Origin of the sequence: Alteribacillus sp. JSM 102045 (assembly GCF_041949975.1) — a bacterium.
Lineage (GTDB): Bacteria > Bacillota > Bacilli > Bacillales > Marinococcaceae > Alteribacillus.
Genome location: NZ_JBHFQG010000027.1, coordinates 15,288 through 40,150 on the forward strand (window position 1 = coordinate 15,288; position 24,863 = coordinate 40,150).

Consider the following 24,863-nt stretch of genomic DNA (forward strand, 5'->3'; position numbering starts at 1 on the left):
ATTAGAACTTGAGATAGGTTCTAGGTTGTTATCCGCCTTTTTATAATGGCAGAAAGTTTTTATTATAAATATGGTTTTAAAAGAAAGGTTTTTATCATTAAGAACATGGACACAAGCCAAGTTTTTCTAACGGGATTTTCTTTGGCTTTTCATGTACAATTATCATATTGTTTTAAATAAAAGTTAAGAAAGGTTCTATGCTAAATGGTTTTTGAAGTTCTCATTGTATTTGCCGTATTATTGCTTGGCAGCTTTCTTCAAGGGGCGAGCGGGTTTGGGTTTGGACTGTTTGCTATGAGTTTCCTGCCTTTTTTATTTACGGTAAAAGATAGCACGCTCCTTGTCGTCTCTCTGGCACTAGTAACTTCTTTAAGTATTTTTATAAAGGTATATAAGCATATTGATTTGAGCAAGCTTCTTTATCTATTAAGCGCTGCAATGATAGGCCGTGTATGTGCATTTTTTATCCTTCATCACTATGGGGAAATGGACATATTAAAAAAAGTGTTAGGTTTTGTTTTAATCGGGATGGTCATTTACATACTCACGCGAAAACAATCAGAAGGTACTGTTAGAAAGGAGAAGCCCCTGCTGCCTATCACATTAGGATATTTAGGTGGGCTTATTGGCGGAGTTTTTGTAGTAGGCGGACCGTTTTTTGTATTTTATTTTATGGTGGCATGTAAAGATAAATATGCATATACCGCTAACTTACAGGCAACCTTTGTCATTACCAGTGTAGTTACTGTAGTTATGCACGGTTTCAGCGGGGATTTTAGAAGTGAATTCCTCATTTATTTTATCGTTGGGGTAGTCAGTGTCATTGCAGGTTCTCGTTTGGGCATGAAGTGGTTTGATCGTTTATCGCAGGCTAATATTAAAAAAATTGCAAGTGCTGTAGTTGCTATTGCCGGTTTAAATTTAATTATTTTTTCTTAAAAAGAAGGAGCTGATCAAGGAAACCAGCTCCTTTTTTGATGTACGTAACAGATTATGATGACCACTTATTATTTATTAGTTTTTCAGGATACGATAGACAGCCATCAAGGACACTACCTGCAAAGAAAAGATATAGTAAGGCCAGGGACCAAGCCAGTCAAAGGGCCTGTTTTATGCAGGTTTTTCGATAAGATACATATAATTGCCATTTACGGAGAAATTAAAGACCAAAATGACGGCAGCATAAAGATTCAGCAAGCCCCATACCCTAAAAACGGCTGGAAAGCGCAGAGTTTTTTTCTCAATAGCAAGCACGTATATTACGCAGACAATGACAAGACTATGAGTAATAAAAAAATGGAAAAAACGAAAGTGAGGAAAGCCATATACTAAGTCAGGTGCTGCTATTGTTCCTAAAGTCCCATCCCGGCAAAAAAGAAATTTTAAACCAGATTGTTTTTTTTAATGTAAGCATTAAAATGGAGGTGATCCACGTAACGCTGCTCAAATGCAGGGGCAGGGAGAAATCCCATACTTTGTTGGAGATTTACCAGATTTGCAAACTTGTTTCGTTTAGGGGTGAAAATAGAAATCAAGGACCAGCGGATACCTTTTGGAGGGTGCTGCTTTTTTGCAGGAAGGACTTGAGTGCAACAATCATAAAGCATATAGCTGCTAATGAAATCCCTATTATAATGTGGGCAGTGTCAAACCACGTAAATTCCGGTCCTTCGTGAGCATAATCCCACCACCGCATTAAACATTCCCTCCAAAATTTTAATAGTTACATTGTAGGTGTCTTTGATAGCTCGAGGATGAGCAGTAAAGGAAATGGAGTGACCGAGATGGAAGAAAATGAAAAACAAACGGTAGATTCTTTATACATACAGCAGCATCTTGCTAATGAAAGAACTTATTTAGCTTGGATTCGCACTTCTATTGCCATCATGGGGGTAGGATTTTTTGCGACCAGCCTTCATTTCTCCACCCCTTTAAGCAATTACTATGATGAATTTATGGCAATATTAATCAGTGTTATTGCTTTTGTTATCGGGGTAGTCATTATTTCAATCTCTACATATATTTATTTAAAAAATAGAAAAACAATCAACACTGGAGAATACTACTCTTCTAATATTGCTATTATATTCACAAGCATATTAATGACACTTATTCTTGCATTATTACTAACATATTTTCTAACTTTTAATTAGGTAGGAATATGGGCCATAATAGGAAACGAGTTTTGAATTTACTTTCCTCCGAAGAGTGATAAATCATCAAATGAAAAAGCATGGACTTTTACAAAAAGATCCATGCTTTCTTTATACATTATTTTACCAATCATAGTACTCGACTATCCCATCATAGACAGCATCCGCTGCTTTTTCTTCATAATTTGGTTGTTTCATACGTTCAGCATCCTGGGTGTTTGTAAGGAAGCCTAATTCGATTAAAGTGCTTGGCATGGTCGTATTTTTAATAACGTAGAAACCTGCTTCTGCAACTCGTCTGTCACTCATACCAGTTCGAGCCACAAGCTCTTTTTGAATAGACTCTGCTAATGCCTGACTTTCAACAGCTTTTTTATCGTTATTATAAAAGGTTTCTGCCCCTTCAGCAGCTGGACTGGCTGCATTTGCATGAATGCTAACGAATGAGTCGGCATCGGCTTCTTCAGCAACATTTACTCTTTCATTCAATTCTAGAAATGTATCATCGCTGCGAGTCATTACCACATTCACATCAGAATCTTCCAGTCTTTCTTCGACTTCAAGTGCTACATCTAAGACAACTTCTTTTTCCACAAGTCCATTGGCTGAAGCGCCGCTGTCATGAGCTCCATGTCCCGCATCAATAACAATGGTTTTGTCAGTAAGAGCACTTTCACCCGGCTCTTTTTCTTGCAGGTAATAACGGTGTACATATCCTTTCTCGCCGTTATAATCTACTAAAGCCCAGTCTTCACTAGCATGTTCGTAAACATCAACGATATCCCCTTCATCCAGACTTCCAATTCTATCACTATCTGGATTAGCATCCGTTCTAACATTCAAGTCAGATACAGTTGCTTTTGCTTCTGTAATAATTTGATTGTCAGATACGGAAGAAGAATCCTCTGACTCTTCCGGCTCTTGTGGGTCCTCTGGTTCTTCTGATTTAACGTCATTAGCTTTGTCTATGTAACTATGATAGACATACAACCATTCACCGTTATGTTCTGTTTTGAGCCATTCACCATCAGCTTCATATATATCAATAGTGGTACCTTTTTCAAATGTTGTAACAGTATCATAGCTCATCCCGGGACCGCTTCTTGCGTTCAAGGGGGTGTCTGCATTTACTTCTCCTTCGTAAACGATGTTATCTTCTTTTAAATCCTCTTCTGAAGGCTGAGCTACTGGCTCTTCTTTTTCCTGGTCATTTAAGTCTTCCTCCATGGCTCTTGCCAAATAGGCCGATACTTCTGCTCTTGTGGCATTTTCATTTGGTCTAAAATGATCTTCGTCTTCAATTATCCCGTGTTCAGCTAAAGTTGCTATGTAGCCCTTAGCCCAAAAATCATCGGAAATATCTTCAAAGTTTACTTCTGCGTCATTGTTCTCTGCTTCCTCACCGAAAAAAGCTCGTCCGACAATAGCTGCCACTTGAGCTCGTTCAATGTTTCCATTTGGATCAAATCGGCCGTCCTTTTTTCCGGTGAATGCTTCTAATTCTGCAGCACGTTCAATATGTTTAAATGCCCAAAACTCTGTGTTTACATCTGAGAAGGTTGGGGAAGAAGGAGTATGTATACTGTCAGAACTCAAAGCATTGGACATCATTTTAGCTGCTTGAGCTCGGGCTACCTCTTCTTCAGGACCAAAATCACCTGATTCGCGGCCATCTACTATCCCTTTTTCCTCTAGAAATGAAATTTCGTTTTTGGCCCAGTAATCTTCTCCAACGTCATTAAAGGCCTCTGCCTGACTTAAGTTAGCTGCGGATAAAAACGAAATGGAAGCAGCTGCTACCAGGATTGGATATGAAATTTTTTTCCTCAAAACGACAAAATCCTCCTCTCGTTCATAAATAAGGCAAAATCCGCCAATCATTTCTCCTGTGCTTAGGATATCATGTGAGAGTTTTATAGACTAGACATTTTGCACGAATAAAATAAATTGCGAAAAAAATAACACTATTTTTGTCGAAAATTTGAATATGCTGCTGGGATTCTGATCAGTCTAAAAATTTTGTCATAAGTTAGTTTAGTAAATAAAAATTTTGTCCATAAATGACTTTGAAAGGGTGAATAACTATGCAAGCTGTCACTTTTAAAGGAAAAGACCTCTTATTGGAGTGTGGAACACAGCGGAGTGAAGCAAGGTGATACGGTAGTTGTACTGGATTGTGGACCGATTGGGTTAATGACGCAAAAGTTTGCTTGGATGAAAGGAGCAGACAGAGTAATTGCTGTAGACCAGGTTCCTCATAGACTAGAACATGCTAAACGAACGAACCAAGTAGAAACGTACAACTTTAAGGAGCACGAAGAGATGGGAGCTCTATTGTATGAGAACACTAAAGGAGGGGCTGATGTAGTAATCGACTGCGTTGGCATGGATGGAATAGTACCTCCAAATAAAAAATTCGGTTCGGAGGGAGACAATCAATTTGGGACGATAAGTCCAATTGTGACTGCTTCTTAAGCTGTAAGTAAGTTTGGAACCGTACAGCTTACGGGAGTTTATGGTACCGAAGCTAACAATTTTCCAATAGGTAACTTTTTCACTCGTAAATGTTTCTTTGAAAATGGGACAGGCTCCAGTTATTCACCTTATGCCAAAACTCTATGAAATGGTGGAGAAATAAGAATTTGATCCTACAGATATTATAACGCATAAAATGCCGCTTTCAGAAGCAGGGGAAGCTTACAGGATCTTTGATAAAAAAGAAGACGGCAATATAAAAGTTGTGTTAAAACCATAAAAGAGAAGGGAAGCCGTAAAAGGTTTCCCTTCTTTTTACGTTTACATTTTTATTCCTTCTCTGAACGCTTCGGCTTTTTGTCCCAAGCTTCGATGTTATTTAAACCTGGGATGCTGTCTTTATAGAAAACAGGATCCTTTCCTAAGCGTCTTTGCTGTTGATAATCATCTAGAGCAGATACGGCTATTTTAGTAAGTAGAGCGACTGCAATAAGGTTAACTAAAGCCATAGAGCCCATGAATACATCAGCCAGTGCCCATATGATTTCTAATTCACTCATCGCACCAACGATAACCATGATTAAAAAAGCAACCCGGAACGCTTGAATATAAGCGGGATTTTCAGAAATGAATTCAATATTGGCTTCACCGTAATAATAATTTCCAAGCAGTGAACTAAATGCAAAAAAGAATATAGCGATTGTAACGAAAATTTGAGCCCAGCCTCCTAGATGAGTATTTAAGGCAAGCTGTGTCAATTGTATTCCATCTGATTCACCCGATGTATGTCCACCGGCTAAAATAATAATAAATGCGGTGGAACTGCAAATAATTAGTGTGTCTGTAAATACTCCGAGGGTTTGAACCAGCCCTTGCTTAACCGGGTGACTAACATGAGCGGTAGCAGCAGCGTTAGGAGCACTACCCATACCGGCTTCATTAGAAAATAGACCGCGCTGCACCCCGTTCATAATTGCAGCTCCTAAACCGCCGCCGGCAATCTCTTGTAACCCAAATGCATTACTAATAATAAGAGAAATAACTTCAGGTAAAGCTCCAATATTTATTAACATAACCACTAAGGAGACAAGGATATAAATTATAGCAAAAAACGGAACGACAAATTCTGAAACAACGGCAATGCGCCGTATGCCTCCAAAAACGATAATACCTATCAAAATGGCAATAGTTATACCAATCCAAAACGGCTGGATATCATAAGCGCCAGTAAAGGCCTGGGAAATTGTATTGGATTGTACACCGTTAAATATTAAACCAAAGCATAATGTAATAAGGATTGCGAATAGAATACCCATCCAGCGCATGCCAAGGGCTTTTTCCATATAGTAAGCAGGCCCGCCCCGGAATCCGTCTTTATCTTTCACCTTATACATTTGGGCAAGCGTACTTTCTACAAAACCAGTAGCTGCTCCGACCAAGGCAATCATCCACATCCAGAAAATGGCTCCGGGTCCTCCAGCTGTTATAGCTAATGCAACCCCTGCTAAGTTTCCGGTCCCAACTCGAGCCGCAGTACTAATTGTGAACGCTTGAAATGGAGTAGTTCCTTTTTTCTTTTTAAAATCGGTTCGGTCGGTTCCTTGAAATAAAAGAACAATCATTTCTTTTATCATTCTAAACTGCACAAAGCGTGTTTTAACTGTAAAAAATACACCTAAAAACAATAATAATCCAACAAGAAGGTACGTCCATAAAATTTCATTACTTACATCAACAATATCACCGAGCCACGTATCCATAGTCAGCCAAGTTTCCAAAAAATCACTCCTTAAAAAGTTTAGTTTGAAATGAATATGAAGAGGGGAATCAAAATGTAAGGTCCTCTGTTGCTTATACTTACTGAGGTTATAAAAATTTTTGCACAAAAGTTATTTTAACAAAAAGGTTTATAATTTTCGAATAAGTGAAAACAAATTTTTTCACACTTTTCTTCTCATACCCTTCCTTTTTCTGAGGCATACTAAACCAAACGAAAAAGGAGGAATGAATTTGGCTAAACCAGATGATCGTTCTAACAACGCAGAAAGAATTGAAAACAATATTGGGCACACGCTGCAAAATATGAATGAGGCGAGAGATTTTGAAAAAGCGCACTCTGAAGAGCTGAGTCAAGAAGAAAAACAGCAAATTGAAGAGAAAAACCAACGTCGTGAAAGAGCGATAGAAGGCATGCGCGAAGAAATCAAAGATGAAGTAAATGATCAGCAGAACCACTAATAGTAAGACTTAAAGGCAGGCATAAAGAGTGTGATTCACCTTTATGCCTGTAGGTCTTTTTAACTCTTTTCATAGTAGTAATCCTTAGTAGTCCTATGTCATCTAGGATAGAAGTTAGCTTATATAACATCTGCCTCATCAATTCAAGGGGTTGCTAACTTTGAAACAGTCAAAAATTATAAATGAAGTATTTTGGAAGAGCACTCACCTGTTTGCGGTCGCTGTTATTCATTTTGTAATAGAGTGCAGGTTCCATTTTTATTTCAAAAGCTGTATCCCTGGAGTAAATTTTTAATAGGAAAAACACTTCCTGTTCCAAATAATAAAATTTCTGCCACTTAAGGAGATCATTCTCTTAGGTGGTTTTTTCGTGCTTTAGGAAATTATAAAGCTATTGATGTATGGTAACTCACCTTATTGGATTAGCCGAGTCTAGCTCCAGCCGCTCGGGGTTTCTTCTCTTCCTCCTCCGGTCATCAGGATGACCTCCTGAGGAAGGTCCAGAACCTGTCGCGGCTGATCAGGGGCTTGCGCTTTTGTTATTTTAAGGTTATTTCCAAAAGTAAGAAGGGTACTAGGAAGAGGCAAGTCTCAGCAGGAAGGAGCTTCATGAATGTCTATTTTATTATTTATCGCTGCGGCAATAGTCTCTTTTTTTGCAGCAATACAGTTATAACTTATGCCGATATAATAAGTAAACAAACCAAGCTCGGCGGTATGCTGGCAGGGACCATTTTGCTTGCTGTAGCCACCTCTCTTCCCGAGTTAACATCTACTCTTTCAGCTGCAGTTATTGGAAACGCAGATATTGCCGTTGGTAATGGAATCGGAAGCATTCTATTTAATATATTCGTTTTGTTTTTACTCGATCTTTATTTTCGTAAAAAAAGACTGTTTCTAGGGGTCTCTGATAATCATGTGTACACAGGAATTATTGCTCTCATTCTTTGTGTAAATAGCAGCAGCTGTATCTCTTACGATAAACGTAGAGATGGAATTTGGAAATTTAAGTTTGGCCAGTATTGTTATTATTATCGTTTATTTTGGAGGGCTTGGGCTGGTGTCAAAAATCCACCATAAAGATTTACAACAGAAAGAACAAACTTCTAAGGTTTATGAAAAAAAGAGCGGAATGTCTGCAAAAAAAGCAGGTATTCGCTTTGCTGTATTTGCAATCGTGATTTTGGGTGCTGGGATCACTTTGACGTTGTCTGGTGACGCCATGTCTGAAAACACTGGAATAAGTGCAACAGTAGTTGGAAGTTTTCTTATAGCTTTGACTACATCTTTTCCAGACGCAGTAAGTGTATTCATTGCTTTGAAAGCAGTAAATATTAACCTGGCTATAGGTACGATTTTAGGAAGTAACTTATTTAATGTATTTAGTATTCCTCTTAGTGATATTTTTTACCGGCCGGGTAGTATATGGGCTGATGCAGATGATCAGCACATTTTAAAAGCAGCAGCCGGTTTTGTTCTGACAACCTCTGTTTTGCTGATATTAAAGAGAGATCGTACAAAAAATACGCTCACCTATGTTTTCCCTTCTGCTATCATTGTTCTGGGGTACCTTGCTTTTGCAATTTATGTGATTTTTAATTAAAAATTGTAATCAAATTAAAATATAATTGAAACGTCATCTCTTTCCAATCGTTAGATAGTAGAGCAAACGCTAATTATTATTTTGTAAATATGATTAAGGAGGAGTAGAGATGGTTGAAGGTTTATTTATGATTATTTTATTTATTCTTATTTTCTTGGCCCTCGTAGCGGGAATGGTGACATTTTTTATTTTTCGTATCCGTTACAAAACAGCGAGTTCTAATGAAGCACTTATTGTCACCGGTCCAAATTTAGGAGATCCCGAAAAAGAGAAAAATGTGTTTGAAGATCAAAATGGGCGTTCGGTGAAAATCATTCGCGGCGGCGGATATCGTCTGCGTATGTTCCAAACGGCAACGCCGATTGATTTAACATCTTTCCAGCTGCAAGTTGACTCAGAGAAGGCATATACGAAAGAAGGTATTCCTGTACGTGTGAATAGTACGGCTGTCATCAGTATAGGCAGCGAGCTCGAGATCATGGCAAACTTTGCGGAGAAATTTTTAGGGAAAAAACAAAATGAGCGAGAATCGGAATTGAATGATGTGTTAAATGGTCATCTGCGTTCCATTATTGCATCTCTTCCTATTGAAAAGATCTACAATGACTTTAAAGAAGTCAATACACAAGTAAAGAAAATTGCCGAAGCGGATTTGAAAGGGATGGGTTTTGAAATCACGTCTTTTGCCTTAAATGATGTTGAAGATGTTGATAAAGAGAACGGCTATATTGATGCATTGGGGCGCCCTCACATTGCCAATGTACAGAAAAAGGCGAATATGGCAGAATCGGATGCAAAGAAAGAAACACGTATTTACCAGGCAAAAAATGATCAGGAAGCACAAGATGAAGAAAACCGCCGCTTAACAGCTATTGCCGCATCCAAAAAAGAAAAAGATATTAAAGAAGCTGAATTCCAAAAAGAAACAAACCGGGCGGAAGCAAATGCAGATCAAGCCGGAGAGTTAGAAAAACAAAGATTAGCTCAGCAGGTGAAAGAAGAAGAACTCAAAGTCCAATACATAGAAAGACAACGAGCCGTAGAGCTAGAAGAAGAGGAAAATAAACGGCGCCGTTCTATCGCTAATGCCGAAGCTTACGAAACAACGAAAAAAGCACAAGCCGAAGCAGACAAAGAGCGTATAAAAGGGGAATCTGAAGCAGAAGTGATACGCCAGCGTGGTATCGCGGAAGCTGAATCAAAAGAGCGTATGGCAAAAGCAATGGAGCAATACGGAGAAGCTGCGATAGTGGAAATGCTGTTAAATGTGCTGCCTGATTATGCAGAGAAAGTTTCTGCACCGATTTCTCAAATTAAAGATATGAAAGTCATCGATATGGGTGGAAGTCATTCTCAAGGTGGATCGTCAAAAGTAGCCAATAATGTCACTTCAACGATGCTAGGCATTCAAGAGTCTTTAAAGGAAACAACAGGTATGGATTTGAAGGCTATGTTAGAAAGCTATGTTTCTCGGGGAAACGTCAATAATTTTGGTTCAGAGGAAACATATGACCATGGAGTAGCAGCAACCAGGGAACCCAATGAAGAAATAAAAACGACAGAGGAAGATAATGAAGTAGAAGATTCTGAGAACGAGAACACAAGTTCAGATAGGAATAAATGAAAAAAAGGTGCCCGTAAATGAAGGGCACCTTTTATTTATCAGCGGAAACGGGCTTGTTATAAGCGAAAAAATTGTCGAAACCGGCAAAAAATTTGTAAATTCGATCCAAATTTCAAAATGTATCAGCGAAAAGCACTGAACCCAAAAAAATCGACTCCCTTCATTTCGAAGTAAGTCGATTTATAATTTTTTTTAGCTCATCTAAATGCTTATATATGTCGGTTTCTAAACTGCGTCTATATAACACAGCTGCCGGATGATAAATGGGTAGAATGGTGTAGGTTTTTGAGGAAAATCGGTACGCATTGCTTTCCCAATCATCCAAATAACGGATGGAGGTCTCTACAGGAATTCCAGTGACTTTTTCCATTCGAGGGGATTTCCCTAACAGACGCCAATAAGCAATGCGTCCCATCGGAACAATAATGGAAGGCCTGGTCAGTTCAATTTCGGCATCAAGAATCGGAGCATGGGCTGCAATTTCTTTTTGGTTAGGGGTACGGTTATATTTACGAGGTTCCTTTCCACGGGGCGTTCCCCATTTATATGGGCGGCTGCGAACTGCACTTGTAATGTAAATATCATTTCGTGATAAACCGAGATATTCGATATATTGATTAAAATACTGTCCGGCTCTTCCGCTAAAAGGAATGCCATTATTTATTTCTGTCTCCCCGGGAGCTTCCCCTACAAACATGACAGAAGGATTTTGCGGGCCTTTTCCGTAAACAAATCCTTCACAAGGATAAGGCTCTATTCGTTTTTGGCATTGTTGAATAAGTTGTTCCGATAACATAAGTTACTCCTCTAGTTTTTATCTTCAAGGATACTGAGCAGATAATCCAACGGCTGATCTCTCTTGACTTCTTCCATTTTTTTGAATGGGCAGCCATTTATTATTAATCTTTCTAGTACGTAATCCATCGTAAAACGTTTACGGTCGAGAGAAGATGACACTTCTTCCCAGTAAAGCGGACATGCTATTAAGGGATCTGCTTTTCCTCTTAACGAATATGGAGCAATGATTGTTTTGCCCTCTCTATGCTGAGGCACGTCTATATAAAGTTTTCTGCCGCGTTTCTTTTTTAACCGCTCTTGGGTAAAAAGCTTCGGATGTTTTTTGGTTAAAAAAGCTCCAAATGCTGTTGTTATTTGATTGGTATCGCTCCATGTATATGCATTTTCAGGCAATGGAATATAAACCTGCAGACCTTTGTTCCCTGAAAATTTTACAAATGAAAACAACTGAAATTTATCGCACAGCTCTTTCAATAACAAAGCACCTTCGATAGCAAGATGAAAATAATTCGGGTCCGGCGGATCGAGGTCAAAAACAATCTCATCAACGTATGTTGTATGATACCGCTGAAATGGTACATGCCATTCTAAAGCAAGCTGATTAGCCAACCATAAAAGAGTCTCTACCTTATTACATAAAATAAAATGGTTATCGTCAAGATCTGTGGTCTCCACAAATTCAGGAGCATAATCCGGGCAATCCTTTTGAAAAAATCCTTCTTCCAACATTCCATGAGGATAACGAATGACTGTTAAAGGACGATCTTTTAAAAAAGGAAGAATATAAGGAGCTGCATATCGTACGTAGTGAAGGAAATGTTTCTTTTTCACGCCTTTTTCAGGCCATAGCGGTTTATCGGGGTGGGTAATATTGACTGTTTGCGGAAAACGCAGGTCAGAAAGATAAAGGCGGTTTTTGGTGCACTTAGAAACGGGTGTTTGTAAAAGAAGCTGAGAGAAACGAGGTTCGCGTAATTCTTTGTCTTTTCTTGTAGTGTATGTTGTTTCGACTACAATAGAAGGATCGATATGATACTTTTTGTTTCCTGCATCCCACTCGCCATTTTGTTTAATTGTTGCTATAACTGCTTCTTTTTCATCCCTTGAAAAACCATGTGCACATTTCCCTATTGGCAGTATCTCTTCCTCATTATAAACACTCAATTGAAAATAATCATTAGCAGGGTCATATGCCGTAATAAAACAGGTCACGATAAAAGGAGTCTTAAATTTCAGCCATTGATTCGTCCGCCCCTTTTCATAGACAGAAGTAATATTTTTAGCTACCACTCCTTCACTTAGGCAGGTTTGAACTTCTTCTTCAATCATAGAAAATTCTTGAAAAGATGGAATGAGTTGTACCCGTCTTATATTATGAGGATCAGGCGTTAAAGGGAGTTCAACGGTGCCCATCCACTCTTTTAATTTGTTTTTCCGTTCGATCCATTCTCTCTCTAAAAGTTTTTCTCCGTTTATGCTCAAGCAGTCAAACGCCAGAAAACAAACTGGCCGTCTTTCAGCTTCTTTTTGAATGGCATACTCTGCTCGCATACGATGGCGGCTTTGCAGGGAATAAAAATCAGCTCTGCCTGGATTTTCTAGAACTGTAAGCTCCCCATCGAGTTCTATAGTGATATCTGTTGGAAAAAAATGTTTAGCAGTATCCACTACCTCAGGAAATCTGTGTTCTAACGAATGACCATTTTTACTGATCAGTGAAAGCTCTTTTCCATTCCAAGATAAACGGGCACGGTAACCATCATATTTGATTTCATAGTGCCAATTCTTCCCTATTGGTATTTTATTTGTGCGTGAAGGTTTCATCCATGCCATTAAACCATTCTTTCCCTTCTTCGTTCAGTATGACATTTAGTATGAATGAGAAGCGCTTCCCTCATGCACAATATAAAGAAAAGCACCTATAGATAAAAGGAGGGAATGGACATGCATACGATGTGGAAAGGAAGCATACAATTTGGCCTCGTAAGTATTCCTATTAAAATGCATGCAGCAACAGAAGACAAAGACGTTTCATTTCGAACGCTTCATGAGAAATGTAAGACCCCGATACGATATGAAAAAGTTTGCCCTGTCTGTGAAGAAAAAGTAGAAAAAGAAGACCTGGTGAAAGGGTATGAGACAACAAATGGAGGATTTGTCGTTATAAGTCAGGAAGAAATCGACTCCCTTCGAAAAGAAACACATGAAAAAGCCGTAGAAATACTGGATTTTATTAATATAGATGAAATTGACCCGATTTATTTTAACCGCAGCTATTATCTTGGACCAAATGAAGGAGGATCAAAAGCATATTCCCTTTTAAGAAAAGCTCTTGAAGATTCGAAAAAAGTCGGGGTAGCTAAAATTATGATACGTTCCAAAGAACAATTAGCTTTATTACGCGTATATAACAACACGCTTCTTATGGAAACGCTCCATTACCCTGATGAAATAAGAGATGCGGCCGATGTTCCAAATGTTCCGGAGGCTGAAAATGTTGCCGAAAAAGAGTTGGAGACGGCAACATTGCTTATTGATCAGTTGACGGCTTCATTTGAACCGGAGAAATATGAGGATGAATACCGTCAAAAACTGCTGGACCTCATAGAAGCAAAAGAAAAAGGAGAAGAAGTAGTTACAGCAAAGGATGAACCAAGAAGAGACAATGTTACAGATTTAATGGAAGCTCTGCAGGCTTCTGTTGACAAAAATAAGAAAACAACTGGTAAAAAGACAAAGAAAGCGCCGGCCAACAAAAAAAGACAAACATCTCCGAAGAAAAAAGCCACATAGGAGTTTCGGACAAATGCATAATCGGTACGCTAAAACTTGGCAGACTGCCAAGTTTTTTAATTGTTTAGGAAATTATGTTTTTACAAGTTGTGGATAACTATCTTCATATTTGATCCGCGTCTAGCTTCAGCGCCCAGCCTCTCGGGGTTAAATAACCTCTAGTCATTAAAGGCAAAGAGAGACTTTAGTGAAGGAGAACATTTACCTGTCGAGGCTGATCAGGGCGCTTGCACTTTTGTTCTGCAGGCTTTAGTCTTCCTTGCTTGCTGGCTGCAAAACCACTAAAAATGCTAGGACCACTGTCATCAAACGATTACAGAAATATAACAAGAACATACCGTCAATTTCCAATTTTAGGGCATAAGTCTTGATTTGGGATAAATTATAAAATTCAACGTTTCGTTTTGCGTGAATCTGTTAATTTATAAAAATGTAACATCATAAAAACAATCACAATTTTGAAAGGAGATGGCAAAAATAGCAAAAAGAGATAATCGTAAAATGAGTTTTGAAGAAGCAGGTCGTAAAGGCGGAGAAACAACAGCTAAGCAGCATGATAGAGAGTTCTATCAAGACATCGGTCAAAAAGGCGGAGAAACCACATCTAGTGAGCATGACAAAGAATTCTATCAAGACATCGGTCAAAAAGGTGGAGAGACTACTTCAGAAGAACACGGCGAAGAATTTTATGAAGATATAGGCCAAAAAGGCGGCGAAGCTCGCAGCAGACAACGGAGAAAATAGTATTCAACCTGTATGAAAAGCCTCATAAAGAAAGGAGAGGTTTTTATGCAAACTATTAAAGAGCACATGACAAACTTTGCGGAATACTGCAACCCCTCTGATGATCTCTATACGTTGGCTAAAAAGATGAAAGAAAATGAAATTGGATTTCTTCCAATTGTCAACGACGATCATTTAGTTGGCTGCATAACAGATCGGGACATTGTCATAGATGGACTTGCAAAAGAAGTCCAGCCAAATAAGCTTAAAGCCGAGAATATTATGCAGGAAAAAGTAATAACTGGTTACCCCGACATGTCTGTGGACGAAGCCTCCAGGCTCATGCAGGACCATCAAATTCAGCGGTTAGTCATTACCGAAGATCAAAAAGTTAAAGGTGTTGTTTCCATTGGTGATCTGGCCGTTTCGAAAGGTGCAGACCAAGCAGCTGGAAACGCTCTAAGTGAGATATCTAAACCGCATCCATCATAAATTAAATTAACAGCATCCATAAAGACAAGAAAACCCACGCTAATGAATGATCCCTTTATGGATACTTTGATTTCCTTTATATCAAACAATGTAAAAGAATGCAAGAGGAACCGTCTCAAGCCCGTGGATAGCGAAAAGCCGGTCGTGAAAATGAATAACGACCGGCTGTTTTGCATGATTTTGTATTTTCTATATAGGAATTTCCATTTAAATTTTTTTAAGGAAGGTGCAGCTGAAATAGATATAAACCTTTGTCGTGCAAGGAACTGGGAGTTCAATATCCTTACTTTATCACGGCATTGTCTATCTTCCTCCGACTTCGGTCTTCAAACGCCATCTTTGATTACCATTCCGACTCGCTTTCTCCAGCTTCTGTCGTCAAATCCCTGCCTTTACCGTTTTGCATTTCTTTCTCCTTCTCCGGGTTTTATGCTCCCTCCTTGGCCTTTCTATGTTTTTGAACAAAGGGAAATTGATAAATTTAAACGAACCGCAGGTGTTTTTAATGTTTGTAACGAAGTATCAGAAGTATCAAGTGAAAAATGTTAAAGAAAAGTAATAGTTTATAATTTTCAAATAACCAGCAGATTAATTTTTAAATTTTTAGAAAGAGGTGAGCGAGGTGGCAATGGAGCAGCTGAAACGGGAGACGTGGAAGCGCTTTGTTCTAGAAGGCACGCTTGATACTTCCAGGATGGAAAAAAGAATTGCAGAATCCTGGTATCATTGTCGTCAATCCGGAGTCGATCCTTATGACGGAAAAGGAGTGCTGCTATTAGATGGAAAAGAGTTAGAAGATAGAAAACAGAAGAATTCGCGCTTGATTCAAGTAGCAATGCCCTTTCTAAAAAATCTTGCTAAAATGTATGAACAATTAAATGTCGTTTTATTACTTGCCGATCGAGATGGTTATGTGCTTCGTATGATGGGAAATTCTTCTGCCTATCGGACCGCAAAGGACATAAACTTTACCGAAGGAATAAAATGGACAGAAGAAGAAGTAGGAACCAACGCAATTGGCACAGCCATTAGAACCTCAGAACCTATTACGGTTACTGGAGTGGAACATTACTCCGTTGCTTCTCAAAATTGGAGCTGTTCTGCTTCCCCAATCTATGATGAGGAAGGCGAGCTTCTTGGAGTAATAGATATTTCCAGTCCATTCAGAAAAGAAACATATAACCATATTCTGGGAACAGTAGTCGCTGCGGCGTACGCGATCGAACACAAATGGCAAAAGCAGATAAAAGACGAAGAAGTAGAATTATTATCTTACGCACTGGAAACCTCTGCCGTCTCAGTTCCTTTCATACTATGCAACCGTAAAAATAAGATCATTTATATCCACTCAGCTCTAAAAAATTTTTCTGTGCAGCACGGAATGACTCTAGAAAATCTTGCCTCTCTAAACATTTTCAGTATTACAAAAAAATCAGTGTTGTCAAAAAACACACAAGACGTTATTGGATATCTCCTTCATGTAAAAGAAAAATCCACCCAATCAAATAAAAAACCTGCTATCACAACTTTTCGTGCTCCTTTTGAATATCCAGGAGTAAAAGGTAAAAGCCTCGTATTCCAAAATGTACTAGAAGAAGCGAGAAAAGCCTCGCCAACCGATGTGGCTGTGCATCTACACGGAGAAACAGGGACAGGAAAAGAAATGTTAGCTCATGCGATTCATCAAAATAGTCCACGCAAAGAAGGTCCTTTTATAGAGGTCAACTGCGGTGCAATACCTGAAAATCTATTAGAAAGTGAATTGTTTGGATATACAGACGGGGCGTTTACCGGCGCACGCAGAAACGGTAAAGAAGGAAAAATTAAACAAGCGGAAGGCGGAACCCTGTTTTTAGATGAAATCGGGGAAATTCCCTCATCTATGCAAATAGCTCTTTTACGTACTCTACAAGAAAAACAAGTGGTACCGGTAGGAGGAGACAAGAGTATCTCCGTAAATTTTCGTTTGATTACTGCAACCAACAAAGACCTCCGAAAGTTAGTTAAAGAAGGCAGCGTGAGAGAAGATTTGTTTTATCGTTTATTTGTATTCCCGATTGAACTTCCTTCATTACGAAAGAGGTCCAGTGACATACCTTTTTTCATTCAATATTTTTGCGAAAAAACAAACGGTCCAAAAGAATGGCCAAATGAGCTGTTGGAAATTATGAAGAGCTACTCATGGCCTGGGAATATCCGTGAATTATTCAATGTGCTGGAAAGAATACAAACGATATATACGGACTGCTTACCGTCTGTAGCTGAACTTCAGTCGCTCCTTACTTCTGCTTCCCTCCTAGAGAAAAACATAGAGGTAGACCAATCTTTCACGTATCGAGAAGAAATAGAAAAAAATACAATAAAAAAAGTGTTGCAGCAAACTGGCGGGAAAGCCGCCCAAGCTGCAAAATTATTAAATATTCCAAGAAGTACCTTCTATCGAAAAATTAAAAAATATAAACTCTAGTGTATTTGAGACAAAATGAGAAAAATTGAGACAAAGTCTTATTTTGTCTCAGTTCCATGTAGACAAAGAATAGAAATTGACCTTTAAAACGCTTTAATGTAATCGTTTTTTTTGGCATGGTTTTTGCAAATATATAAGTGTAGAAAATTGAAGGAGGGTTTATATATGGGTGTCTTTGAAGTTCAGCAAACGAACCTAACATCAGAAAAAGCAAAATGGATGTATCAAAAGATGGCCGAAATTCGCAGATTTGAAGATCAGGTGCACGAAACATTCAGTAAAGGGGTACTTCCAGGTTTTGTACATTTATACGCTGGAGAAGAAGCGGTGGCAGTTGGCGTATGTGCACATCTTGATGATAAAGACAGCATAACAAGCACCCATCGAGGACATGGCCATTGTATTGCAAAAGGCTGTGATTTAAAAGGAATGATGGCAGAATTGTATGGAAAAGCTACTGGTTTGTGCCGGGGAAAAGGCGGATCTATGCACATTGCCGATGTAGAAAAAGGAATGCTTGGTGCAAATGGAATTGTTGGAGGAGGATTCCCGCTTGCCACTGGAGCAGCATTAACAGCGAAATTAAAGAAAACGGGAGCTGTAGCCGTCTGCTTTTTTGGGGACGGTGCAAATAATCATGGTACATTCCACGAGGGAATTAACATGGCTGCTATTTGGGATTTGCCGGTTGTTTTTGTAGCTGAAAACAATGGATATGCAGAAGCCACTCCATTTGAATATGGTTCGAGCTGTGAAAATATTGCTGATCGTGCAGTTTCTTACGGCATCCCAGGAGAAACAGTCGACGGAAAAGATACGGTGGCAGTATATGAAGCAGCAGAAAGAGCAATTTCAAGAGCACGCGCTGGCAAAGGACCATCTCTCATTGAATGTAAAACTTACAGAAATTATGGTCATTTTGAAGGCGATGCACAAACATATAAAACGGAAAAAGAAAAAGAGGAGCACTTAACGGAATTGGATGCGATTATACGTTTTCGTCAGTATGTGCTGAAGAATGGCTTGGCAAGTGAAGATGATCTTCATACGGTTGATGAAAATGTACAAGAAGAAATAAAAGATGCGGTTTCCTTTGCAGAGGAAAGCCCAATGCCAGAAGTAAAAGAGCTGACTACAGATGTTTACGTTTCTTATAAAGAATAAGGAGGGGTAAAAATGGGGAGAGTTATTACATTTTCTGATGCGTTAAATGAAGCGTTGAAACAGGCTATGCGAAAGAATGAGGATGTCATTATATTAGGTGAAGATGTCGCTGGCGGAGCTGAAGTTGATCATTTACAGAACGAAGACGCCTGGGGCGGTGTAATGGGTGTTACGAAGGGGCTGATTAAAGAGTTTGGAAAAGAACGGGTGCTTGATACCCCAATAGCAGAAGCAGGATACGTAGGAGCGGCTGTAAGTACTGCTGCAACGGGGATGCGTCCAATAGCAGAACTTATGTTTAACGATTTTATAGGAAGCTGCTTGGATGAAGTCATGAATCAGGGCGCAAAACTTCGTTACATGTTTGGCGGTAAAGCTAAAATTCCATTAACAATAAGAACGATGCACGGAGCAGGCTTTAGAGCAGCAGCACAGCATTCGCAAAGCTTGTATGGTATGTTTACTGCTATTCCAGGAGTGAAAGTAGTAGTACCGTCTACTCCTGCTGATGCAAAAGGAATGCTGATCGCTGCTATTGAAGACGATGATTTAGTCGTATTTTTTGAAGATAAAACGTTATACAACACGAAAGGAGAAGTAGAGGAAGATTACTATTCTATTCCAATTGGAAAAGCTGACATTAAACGGCAGGGAGAGGATATCACACTAGTAGCAATAGGAAAACAGGTTCATACGGCACTGCAAGCTGCTGATCAGTTAGCCAAAAAAGGAATAGAGACAGAGGTTGTAGATCCGCGCAGTTTGTCACCGCTTGACGAAGAAACTATTTTGCAGTCAGTGATGAAGACGAGCAGGCTTATTGTTATAGATGAAGCAAATCCTAGGTGCAATGCTGCCACTGACATATCTGCCATGGTAGCTGACAAAGGGTTTGATTATCTTGATGCCCCCATTAAGATGATCACTGCTCCTCACTGTCCTGTTCCGTTTTCTCCGGTTCTAGAAGATGAATATTTACCAACACCGGAAAGAGTAATAGAAGTGGTTTCTGAGTTAATAGATGATGACTCCATCGTAGCTATGTAAAAACAGAGAGAGGACCTGTCTTATTTTATAATGTATATAAATTTTGTGCTTTGATGTCTAGCTTCAGCGCCCAGCCTCTCGGGGTTAAATAACCTCCAGTCATTAAAGGCAAAGAGCGCCTTTATTGCCTGGAGAACATTTACTTGTCGAGGCTGACCAGGGCGCTTTCGCTTTTCTTAGAAAAAGACAAGTCCTCTACATATATAAAAAAGGGGTGAGACTGTATGGCAGAACAAATAGTGATGCCTAAGTTCGGAATGAGTATGGAAGAAGGAACCGTAGTGGAATGGTTAAAAAGTAAAGACGACCCAGTAAAAAAAGGAGAACCGATTGTAACGATCAGCTCTGACAAAATAACGAATGAGGTTGAAGCTCCAGCAGAAGGCTATTTAATCGAAGTTACCGCAAAAGAAGATGATGTAGTAAAAGTAGGAAGTCCAGTAGGTTATATCGGGGAAAAAGGAGAATCAGTAGAAAGTGAAAGACCGACATCAGATGCAAATGTTCAAGATACTGGAAATAACACAGCTTCACAGGTCGCAGCATCCACAGCTGTTCCAGAGCCACCTGCTGCTCAAGCCGTGAAAAAGTCCATTAAAATATCACCGGCAGCCAAAAAACTAGCAAAAGCGAAAGGAATTCCGTTAGAAAATCTGACTGGCACGGGTCCAAATGGAAGAATCACAAAACAAGATGTTGAAAAACAGGCGGAACAAGCTTTTATAAAGGAAAAAAAATCGACGAATAACGATGTCCCTTCTATAAAAGAAGAATCGTTGGCACAGACGGTAAAAGGTATGCGGAAAGTGATTGCGGAACGTATGCATAACAGCCTTCAACAAAGTGCTCAACTTACTATAATGAAGAAAGCGGATATAACTGAACTTCTTCGTTTGCACAAACAAATACGCAATGAGTTAGAAGAAACCGGCCATGAAATAAAGCTAACGTTAACTGCTTTTATTACAAAGGCAGTGACAGAGGCTTTAAAAACGCATTCTTATATGAATTCCACGTTTGAAGACAATACCATCACTTCATATCACTCTATTCATATAGGAATAGCCGCCTCATTAGATGATGGACTGGTTGTTCCAGTTCTTAAAGGAGTCAATAATAAAACGGTCTTGGAATTAAATAATAAAATCCAATCGTTAAGCAGTAAAGCTAGACAAGGTGAGTTAACAACAGATGAAATGAAAGGTTCCACCTTTACTATAACCAATCTGGGAGCTGCCGGGGTTGAATTTTTCACTCCTATTTTAAACCCTCCTGAAACAGGTATTCTTGGGATTGGCTCGTCGCAGGAAACGGCAGTGTTCGAAAACGGAACAGCCGTACCTCGGCAGTATTTACCGCTTAGTCTAACATTTGATCACCGGGCTGTGGATGGAGAACCGGCGAGCCGTTTCTTAAATGATATCGCTTCATTATTAGAAAAGCCATATCAGCTTTTACTATAGTCAGGGCGTAGAGAATAGGAGGGAAACCGTGGGAACAGAGAATGTATCAAACGTGGAAACATTAGTTATAGGGGCGGGACCAGGCGGATATGTGGCAGCTATTAGAGCTGCCCAGCTTGGCAAAAAAGTGATGATTGCAGATAAAAGTGAATTAGGTGGTGTTTGTTTAAATGCAGGGTGTATACCATCAAAAGCTTTAATAGAAGCTGGTCATAAATACAAAATACCGAAAACATCTAACAAAATGGGAATTCATTTTACCAAACCAGCATTGAATGTTAGAGAATTACAGTCCTGGAAAAACAGTATTGTTAAAAAACTTACAGACGGAGTGAGCGGCCTCTTAAAAGCAAATAATGTAACCATAGCTAAAGGAAAAGTGTCTTTTATAAATGAAAATACCGTTCTTATTAAAAACGAACAAAATGAATTCAAGGTGAATTTTCAGTCATGTATTATTGCAGCAGGGTCACGTCCGGTCGAAATTCCTGGTATAGAAAAAGGGGACAAAATTATATGTTCGGATGAAGTTCTCAATTTGGAGGAAATGCCGCAAAAGATCAATATTGTTGGGGGAGGGTATATTGGGATTGAACTTGGTACGATGCTTTCTAACTTTGGAGTAGAAGTAACAATTATTGAAGCTGCAAAAAGGATCCTGCCCGGTTTCTCTGAAGATATAGCTGATATTGTATATAATAACTTGAACGAGCGCCCGGATGTAACGGTAATGACAAATACTGCAGTCGAAGAAGCAGTAGAAAACCATGAAGGAGTACAGGTCACAGTTTCTGCCAATGAAACAAAGCATTTATTAGATGGTGACTACTTACTGGTAACGGTAGGAAGGAAACCAAACAGCGATATGCTGGAATTGCAGAATGCAGGAATAACATGTGATGATAAAGGATTTATTCCTGTAAACGAGCAATGTCAAACAAATAAAAAACATATTTATGCTATTGGGGATTTAACCGAAGGGCTAGCTTTAGCACATAAAGCCTCTTTACAAGGAAAAATTGCAGCAGAAGCCATTAACGGAGAAAGAAATGACTTTACGGATTATCATATTCCGGCCATTGTATTTTCAGAGCCGCAATTAGCTTCTGTTGGCCTTACAGAATGCCAAGCAGAAGAAAAAGGGTTTGATGTTGAAGCCATTTCATTTCCGTTTACAGCAAACGGAAGAGCCATGACAACTAGAGAAGAAGACGGGCTGGTTCGATTAATTATTAATAACGAAGACGGGACGATTCTCGGAGCAGAAACAGCCGGTCCAAGTGCATCTGAATTGATTAATGAACTTACCGTTAGTATTCAAGCTGGATTGACAGCAGAAGATGTATCCCTGACTGTACACGCTCATCCTACTTTTGGAGAGACTATCATGGAAGCAGGAGAAAAAGCTATTGGAAAACCTGTTCATATCATGTAAAAAATGATGAATCCTTCATTGAAAACACCGCAGCTGGCTGCGATATATAACCAGCTGCGGTGTGCTTATTCTAACGTCCTGTTGTTTTCATCTACTTCAAAAGTCGTATCCGGTTCAGGATTCTCCCCTACTTGCAGCACGCCATCGCCTCCGCAAACACTGCAAGAATACTTCCATTGCTCATCATCCATCAAAAGACCTGTGCCATCACATGCTTTACATACATTTTGGTGTAAGTCCATTGCTGTTCTCTCCTTTAAGGGAGTACTAATCTATGCATTTTTTACCTGTTTGTCTTTGACCCAGTTAATAAGGCCGCCTGTTAACATGATGTCCACTTGACGGTCAGATAATGCATGAAGCACCTTGATTTCTTTATTTTTATCTTTAAGAGAAGCAGTAAGTTCGTTTCCTTTTTTGATACTTTCTCTTAAGTTTTTCATTACAATCATGTCGCCTGGCTCAATCTGGTTGTAATCGTCTTCGTTAGCAAACGTCAGCGGAAGAATACCGAAGTTTACAAGGTTTTGCCAATGGATCCGTGCAAAATCTTTTACAAAGACAACGCGAAGACCTAAATAACGAGGCGCAAGTGCGGCGTGTTCGCGACTCGACCCTTGCCCGTAGTTGGATCCGCCTATAATAGCGTGACCGGATTTTTCTTTCAAACTAAGGGAGCGGTTGTAATAATCTTCATCTAAGATCTCGAAAGCGAATTTACTGATCTCAGGTAAATTACTTCGGTACGGAAGAACCCGGGCTCCTCCAGCTAATATTTCGTCTGTAGAGAAGTTGTCTCCTACTTTCAAAAGAACTGGCACTTCTATTTCATCAGGAAGTGGTTCCATATCAGGTAGAGAGGCAATATTAGGCCCCTTATGCAATTCGGTTTTTTTTTCTTCTCCCAGGGGCAGAGGCTCTTCTAAAAGACGAAAATCAACTGTTGGTTTATCTGGGTCTTTTACATTTGGATATTTCATATCAAGGGTGCGGGGATCAGTAATTTTTCCTTTTAAAGCAGAAGCTGCAGCTACCTCGGGACTGCAAAGAAATACACTGTCTTCTCTAGTCCCGGAACGCCCAGGAAAGTTACGAGGCGTCGTACGCAAACTGTTTCTGCCGGTGGCCGGTGCCTGCCCCATTCCTATGCAGCCGTTACAGCCTGCCTGGTGAAGTCTGGCACCAGAAGATAACAAGCTGGCAATATGTCCGTTTTCCACTAAGTCCGTTAGCATTTGTCTCGATGTAGGGTTGATATCAAAAGATACACCGCTTGCAATTTGCTGTCCTTTTACAATCTCAGCTGCCACAGCGAAATCCCGATAACCTGGATTAGCAGAAGATCCAACATAGGACTGGTAAATTTCTTCCCCGGCTACTTCGTCAATCGGAACTACATTTCCTGGACTGGAGGGTTTTGCAATTAACGGAATTAGTTCAGACAGATTAACCTCTTCATCGATATCATAAGATGCTCCTTTGTCGGCTGTTAATTCGAACCAGTCTTCTTCACGCCCCTGGCTTTTAAGGAAGCGTTTGATTTCTTTATCTGAAGGAAATATACTTGCAGTTGCCCCAAGTTCCGCACCCATATTAGCAATAACGTGACGATCCATTGCGCCTAGTTCTTTAAGACCTGGGCCGTAATATTCCATGATTTTCCCTACTCCGCCTTTAACGTCATGACGTCGAAGAAGCTCTAAGATGATATCTTTTGCACTTACCCAGTCTGGTAGTTTTCCAGTGAGCTTTATTCCCCAGATTTGCGGCATTTTTACGTAAAAAGGTTCACCAGCAATTGCCATTGCTACATCAATACCGCCAGCACCCATAGCAAGCATTCCCATACATCCGTTTGCACAGGTATGACTGTCAGAACCGAGTAGTGTTCGTCCTGGTTTGGCAAGTCTCTGCATATGGACGGGGTGACTGACACCGTTGCCTGGTCTGCTGAAATGAAGACCGAACCGTTTAGCGGCACTTTCTAAAAATAGGTGATCGTCAGGGTTTTTGCTGTCTTCTTGTATAACGTTGTGATCTACATACTGAGCAGAAGCCTCTGTTTTAGCTCGTTCAATTTCCATTGCTTCTAGCTCAAGCATCACCATTGTACCTGTGGCATCTTGTGTTAACGTTTGATCGATAGAAAGACCGATTTCTTCTCCAGGGGTTAATTTACCTGAAACCAAGTGTTCATTTATCAGCTTTTGGGAGACATTTAAAGCCATGAAAGTGTTCCTCCTTCTAAGAAATTAAAACAGCATATTTGGTGTTATTTACCTATTCCTTTTGCAAGGACGGTATAAACGATAAAATAGTTTTTGCCCTGGCGGGAATTCTTATAGATGCTTCTTTGGGTGGTTTCCATTAAGCGGAGTTTTACTAAAT

General features: G+C 39.6%; 20 protein-coding genes and 3 pseudogenes. 15 read left to right on the forward strand and 8 right to left on the reverse strand.

Annotation, left to right across the window (positions count from 1 at the left end):
• Positions 1-204: 204 nt before the first annotated feature.
• Positions 205-939 carry a sulfite exporter TauE/SafE family protein gene (locus tag ACE1TI_RS15970; protein WP_375008555.1) on the forward strand — a complete coding sequence of 245 codons (735 nt, stop codon included), beginning with the start codon at positions 205-207 and terminating at the stop codon, positions 937-939.
• 171 nt (positions 940-1,110) lie between these two features.
• Here ACE1TI_RS15970 and ACE1TI_RS21925 read toward each other — a convergent pair.
• Together ACE1TI_RS21925 and ACE1TI_RS15975 are read right to left on the reverse strand one after the other, a co-directional pair.
• Positions 1,111-1,359, reverse strand: a pseudogene (locus ACE1TI_RS21925) (TMEM164 family acyltransferase); the annotation flags it as partial.
• A gap of 172 nt (positions 1,360-1,531) precedes the next feature.
• Positions 1,532-1,696, reverse strand: coding sequence for a hypothetical protein (locus ACE1TI_RS15975; protein ID WP_375008556.1), 165 nt, complete (start codon positions 1,694-1,696; stop codon positions 1,532-1,534).
• Between the two features lie 58 nt (positions 1,697-1,754).
• Here ACE1TI_RS15975 and ACE1TI_RS15980 point away from each other — a divergent pair, with 58 nt between their 5' ends.
• Positions 1,755-2,153, forward strand: coding sequence for a YidH family protein (locus ACE1TI_RS15980; RefSeq protein WP_375008557.1), 399 nt, complete (start codon positions 1,755-1,757; stop codon positions 2,151-2,153).
• A gap of 123 nt (positions 2,154-2,276) precedes the next feature.
• On the opposite strand, the gene ACE1TI_RS15985 is transcribed toward ACE1TI_RS15980, so the two are convergent.
• A complete protein-coding gene (locus tag ACE1TI_RS15985) occupies positions 2,277-3,983 on the reverse strand; it encodes an N-acetylmuramoyl-L-alanine amidase (protein ID WP_375008558.1) in 1,707 nt (568 codons plus the stop codon).
• 282 nt (positions 3,984-4,265) lie between these two features.
• On the opposite strand from ACE1TI_RS15985, the pseudogene ACE1TI_RS15990 reads away from it, so the two are divergent.
• Positions 4,266-4,908 (forward strand): annotated as a pseudogene (locus tag ACE1TI_RS15990) (zinc-binding dehydrogenase); the annotation flags it as partial.
• A 49-nt stretch (positions 4,909-4,957) separates the two neighbouring features.
• On the opposite strand, the gene ACE1TI_RS15995 reads toward ACE1TI_RS15990, so the two are convergent.
• A complete protein-coding gene (locus tag ACE1TI_RS15995; protein WP_375008588.1) occupies positions 4,958-6,388 on the reverse strand; it encodes an alanine/glycine:cation symporter family protein in 1,431 nt (476 codons plus the stop codon).
• A 244-nt stretch (positions 6,389-6,632) separates the two neighbouring features.
• Between ACE1TI_RS15995 and tlp the strand changes: the two genes are divergently transcribed.
• The 4 genes from tlp (at position 6,633) to ACE1TI_RS16015 (ending at position 10,093) form a co-directional block, all read left to right on the forward strand.
• Positions 6,633-6,866 carry a small acid-soluble spore protein Tlp gene (tlp, locus tag ACE1TI_RS16000; protein ID WP_375008559.1) on the forward strand — a complete coding sequence of 78 codons (234 nt, stop codon included), beginning with the start codon at positions 6,633-6,635 and terminating at the stop codon, positions 6,864-6,866.
• A 609-nt stretch (positions 6,867-7,475) separates the two neighbouring features.
• Entirely contained in the window at positions 7,476-7,946 is a 471-nt protein-coding gene (locus ACE1TI_RS16005) for a hypothetical protein (RefSeq protein WP_375008560.1), read from the forward strand.
• Positions 7,927-8,469 (forward strand): sodium:calcium antiporter, encoded by a 543-nt coding sequence (locus tag ACE1TI_RS16010; protein ID WP_375008561.1) that lies wholly within the window; start codon positions 7,927-7,929, stop codon positions 8,467-8,469. Before ACE1TI_RS16005 ends, ACE1TI_RS16010 begins: the two co-directional genes overlap by 20 nt.
• Before the next feature lie 109 nt (positions 8,470-8,578).
• Positions 8,579-10,093 (forward strand): flotillin family protein, encoded by a 1,515-nt coding sequence (locus ACE1TI_RS16015; RefSeq protein ID WP_375008562.1) that lies wholly within the window; start codon positions 8,579-8,581, stop codon positions 10,091-10,093.
• Between the two features lie 160 nt (positions 10,094-10,253).
• On the opposite strand, the gene ACE1TI_RS16020 is transcribed toward ACE1TI_RS16015, so the two are convergent.
• Both ACE1TI_RS16020 and ligD read right to left on the reverse strand, forming a co-directional pair.
• Positions 10,254-10,889 carry a uracil-DNA glycosylase gene (locus tag ACE1TI_RS16020; protein WP_375008563.1) on the reverse strand — a complete coding sequence of 212 codons (636 nt, stop codon included), beginning with the start codon at positions 10,887-10,889 and terminating at the stop codon, positions 10,254-10,256.
• An 11-nt stretch (positions 10,890-10,900) separates the two neighbouring features.
• Positions 10,901-12,724, reverse strand: coding sequence for a DNA ligase D (gene ligD, locus ACE1TI_RS16025; RefSeq protein ID WP_375008564.1), 1,824 nt, complete (start codon positions 12,722-12,724; stop codon positions 10,901-10,903).
• 111 nt (positions 12,725-12,835) lie between these two features.
• On the opposite strand from ligD, the gene ku reads away from it, so the two are divergent.
• From ku to lpdA, 8 genes and pseudogenes are all read left to right on the forward strand, one after another.
• Positions 12,836-13,684, forward strand: a complete 849-nt coding sequence (gene ku, locus ACE1TI_RS16030; RefSeq protein ID WP_375008565.1) for a non-homologous end joining protein Ku — start codon at positions 12,836-12,838, stop codon at positions 13,682-13,684.
• A gap of 468 nt (positions 13,685-14,152) precedes the next feature.
• Positions 14,153-14,425, forward strand: a pseudogene (locus ACE1TI_RS16035) (glucose starvation-inducible protein B); the annotation flags it as partial.
• 48 nt (positions 14,426-14,473) lie between these two features.
• Positions 14,474-14,899, forward strand: coding sequence for a CBS domain-containing protein (locus tag ACE1TI_RS16040; protein ID WP_375008566.1), 426 nt, complete (start codon positions 14,474-14,476; stop codon positions 14,897-14,899).
• 628 nt (positions 14,900-15,527) lie between these two features.
• Positions 15,528-17,366 (forward strand): sigma-54-dependent Fis family transcriptional regulator, encoded by a 1,839-nt coding sequence (locus ACE1TI_RS16045; RefSeq protein WP_375008589.1) that lies wholly within the window; start codon positions 15,528-15,530, stop codon positions 17,364-17,366.
• A 165-nt stretch (positions 17,367-17,531) separates the two neighbouring features.
• Positions 17,532-18,530 carry a thiamine pyrophosphate-dependent dehydrogenase E1 component subunit alpha gene (locus ACE1TI_RS16050; RefSeq protein WP_375008567.1) on the forward strand — a complete coding sequence of 333 codons (999 nt, stop codon included), beginning with the start codon at positions 17,532-17,534 and terminating at the stop codon, positions 18,528-18,530.
• Positions 18,531-18,542: 12 nt separating this feature from the next.
• Complete coding sequence (locus ACE1TI_RS16055; protein WP_375008568.1) at positions 18,543-19,577, forward strand: alpha-ketoacid dehydrogenase subunit beta; 1,035 nt, start codon at positions 18,543-18,545, stop codon at positions 19,575-19,577.
• Between the two features lie 224 nt (positions 19,578-19,801).
• Positions 19,802-21,040, forward strand: a complete 1,239-nt coding sequence (locus ACE1TI_RS16060) for a dihydrolipoamide acetyltransferase family protein (RefSeq protein WP_375008569.1) — start codon at positions 19,802-19,804, stop codon at positions 21,038-21,040.
• 28 nt (positions 21,041-21,068) lie between these two features.
• On the forward strand, positions 21,069-22,475 hold the full coding sequence (lpdA, locus tag ACE1TI_RS16065; RefSeq protein ID WP_375008570.1) for a dihydrolipoyl dehydrogenase: 1,407 nt from the start codon (positions 21,069-21,071) through the stop codon (positions 22,473-22,475).
• 65 nt (positions 22,476-22,540) lie between these two features.
• Here the strand turns inward: lpdA and ACE1TI_RS16070 are convergent, their stop codons facing one another.
• Entirely contained in the window at positions 22,541-22,717 is a 177-nt protein-coding gene (locus tag ACE1TI_RS16070; RefSeq protein WP_375008571.1) for a hypothetical protein, read from the reverse strand.
• A 30-nt stretch (positions 22,718-22,747) separates the two neighbouring features.
• Positions 22,748-24,703 carry an aconitate hydratase gene (locus ACE1TI_RS16075; RefSeq protein WP_375008572.1) on the reverse strand — a complete coding sequence of 652 codons (1,956 nt, stop codon included), beginning with the start codon at positions 24,701-24,703 and terminating at the stop codon, positions 22,748-22,750.
• Between the last annotated feature and the right edge of the window lie 160 nt (positions 24,704-24,863).

Bases quoted from the DNA above. Each gene is read 5' to 3' on its own strand.
- ACE1TI_RS15995 (WP_375008588.1), bottom strand. From the start codon at position 6,388: ATGGATACGTGGCTCGGTGATATTGTTGATGTAAGTAATGAAATTTTA.
- ligD (WP_375008564.1), bottom strand. From the start codon at position 12,724: ATGGCATGGATGAAACCTTCACGCACAAATAAAATACCAATAGGGAAG.
- ACE1TI_RS16075 (WP_375008572.1), bottom strand. From the start codon at position 24,703: ATGGCTTTAAATGTCTCCCAAAAGCTGATAAATGAACACTTGGTTTCA.
- ACE1TI_RS16060 (WP_375008569.1), top strand. From the start codon at position 19,802: ATGGCAGAACAAATAGTGATGCCTAAGTTCGGAATGAGTATGGAAGAA.
- ACE1TI_RS15980 (WP_375008557.1), top strand. From the start codon at position 1,755: ATGAGCAGTAAAGGAAATGGAGTGACCGAGATGGAAGAAAATGAAAAA.
- ACE1TI_RS16055 (WP_375008568.1), top strand. From the start codon at position 18,543: ATGGGGAGAGTTATTACATTTTCTGATGCGTTAAATGAAGCGTTGAAA.
- ACE1TI_RS16015 (WP_375008562.1), top strand. From the start codon at position 8,579: ATGGTTGAAGGTTTATTTATGATTATTTTATTTATTCTTATTTTCTTG.
- tlp (WP_375008559.1), top strand. From the start codon at position 6,633: ATGAATTTGGCTAAACCAGATGATCGTTCTAACAACGCAGAAAGAATT.
- ACE1TI_RS16005 (WP_375008560.1), top strand. From the start codon at position 7,476: ATGAATGTCTATTTTATTATTTATCGCTGCGGCAATAGTCTCTTTTTT.
- ACE1TI_RS15975 (WP_375008556.1), bottom strand. From the start codon at position 1,696: ATGCGGTGGTGGGATTATGCTCACGAAGGACCGGAATTTACGTGGTTT.
- ACE1TI_RS16045 (WP_375008589.1), top strand. From the start codon at position 15,528: ATGGAGCAGCTGAAACGGGAGACGTGGAAGCGCTTTGTTCTAGAAGGC.
- ACE1TI_RS16070 (WP_375008571.1), bottom strand. From the start codon at position 22,717: ATGGACTTACACCAAAATGTATGTAAAGCATGTGATGGCACAGGTCTT.
- ACE1TI_RS16040 (WP_375008566.1), top strand. From the start codon at position 14,474: ATGCAAACTATTAAAGAGCACATGACAAACTTTGCGGAATACTGCAAC.
- ACE1TI_RS16020 (WP_375008563.1), bottom strand. From the start codon at position 10,889: ATGTTATCGGAACAACTTATTCAACAATGCCAAAAACGAATAGAGCCT.
- ACE1TI_RS16050 (WP_375008567.1), top strand. From the start codon at position 17,532: ATGGGTGTCTTTGAAGTTCAGCAAACGAACCTAACATCAGAAAAAGCA.
- ku (WP_375008565.1), top strand. From the start codon at position 12,836: ATGCATACGATGTGGAAAGGAAGCATACAATTTGGCCTCGTAAGTATT.
- ACE1TI_RS15970 (WP_375008555.1), top strand. From the start codon at position 205: ATGGTTTTTGAAGTTCTCATTGTATTTGCCGTATTATTGCTTGGCAGC.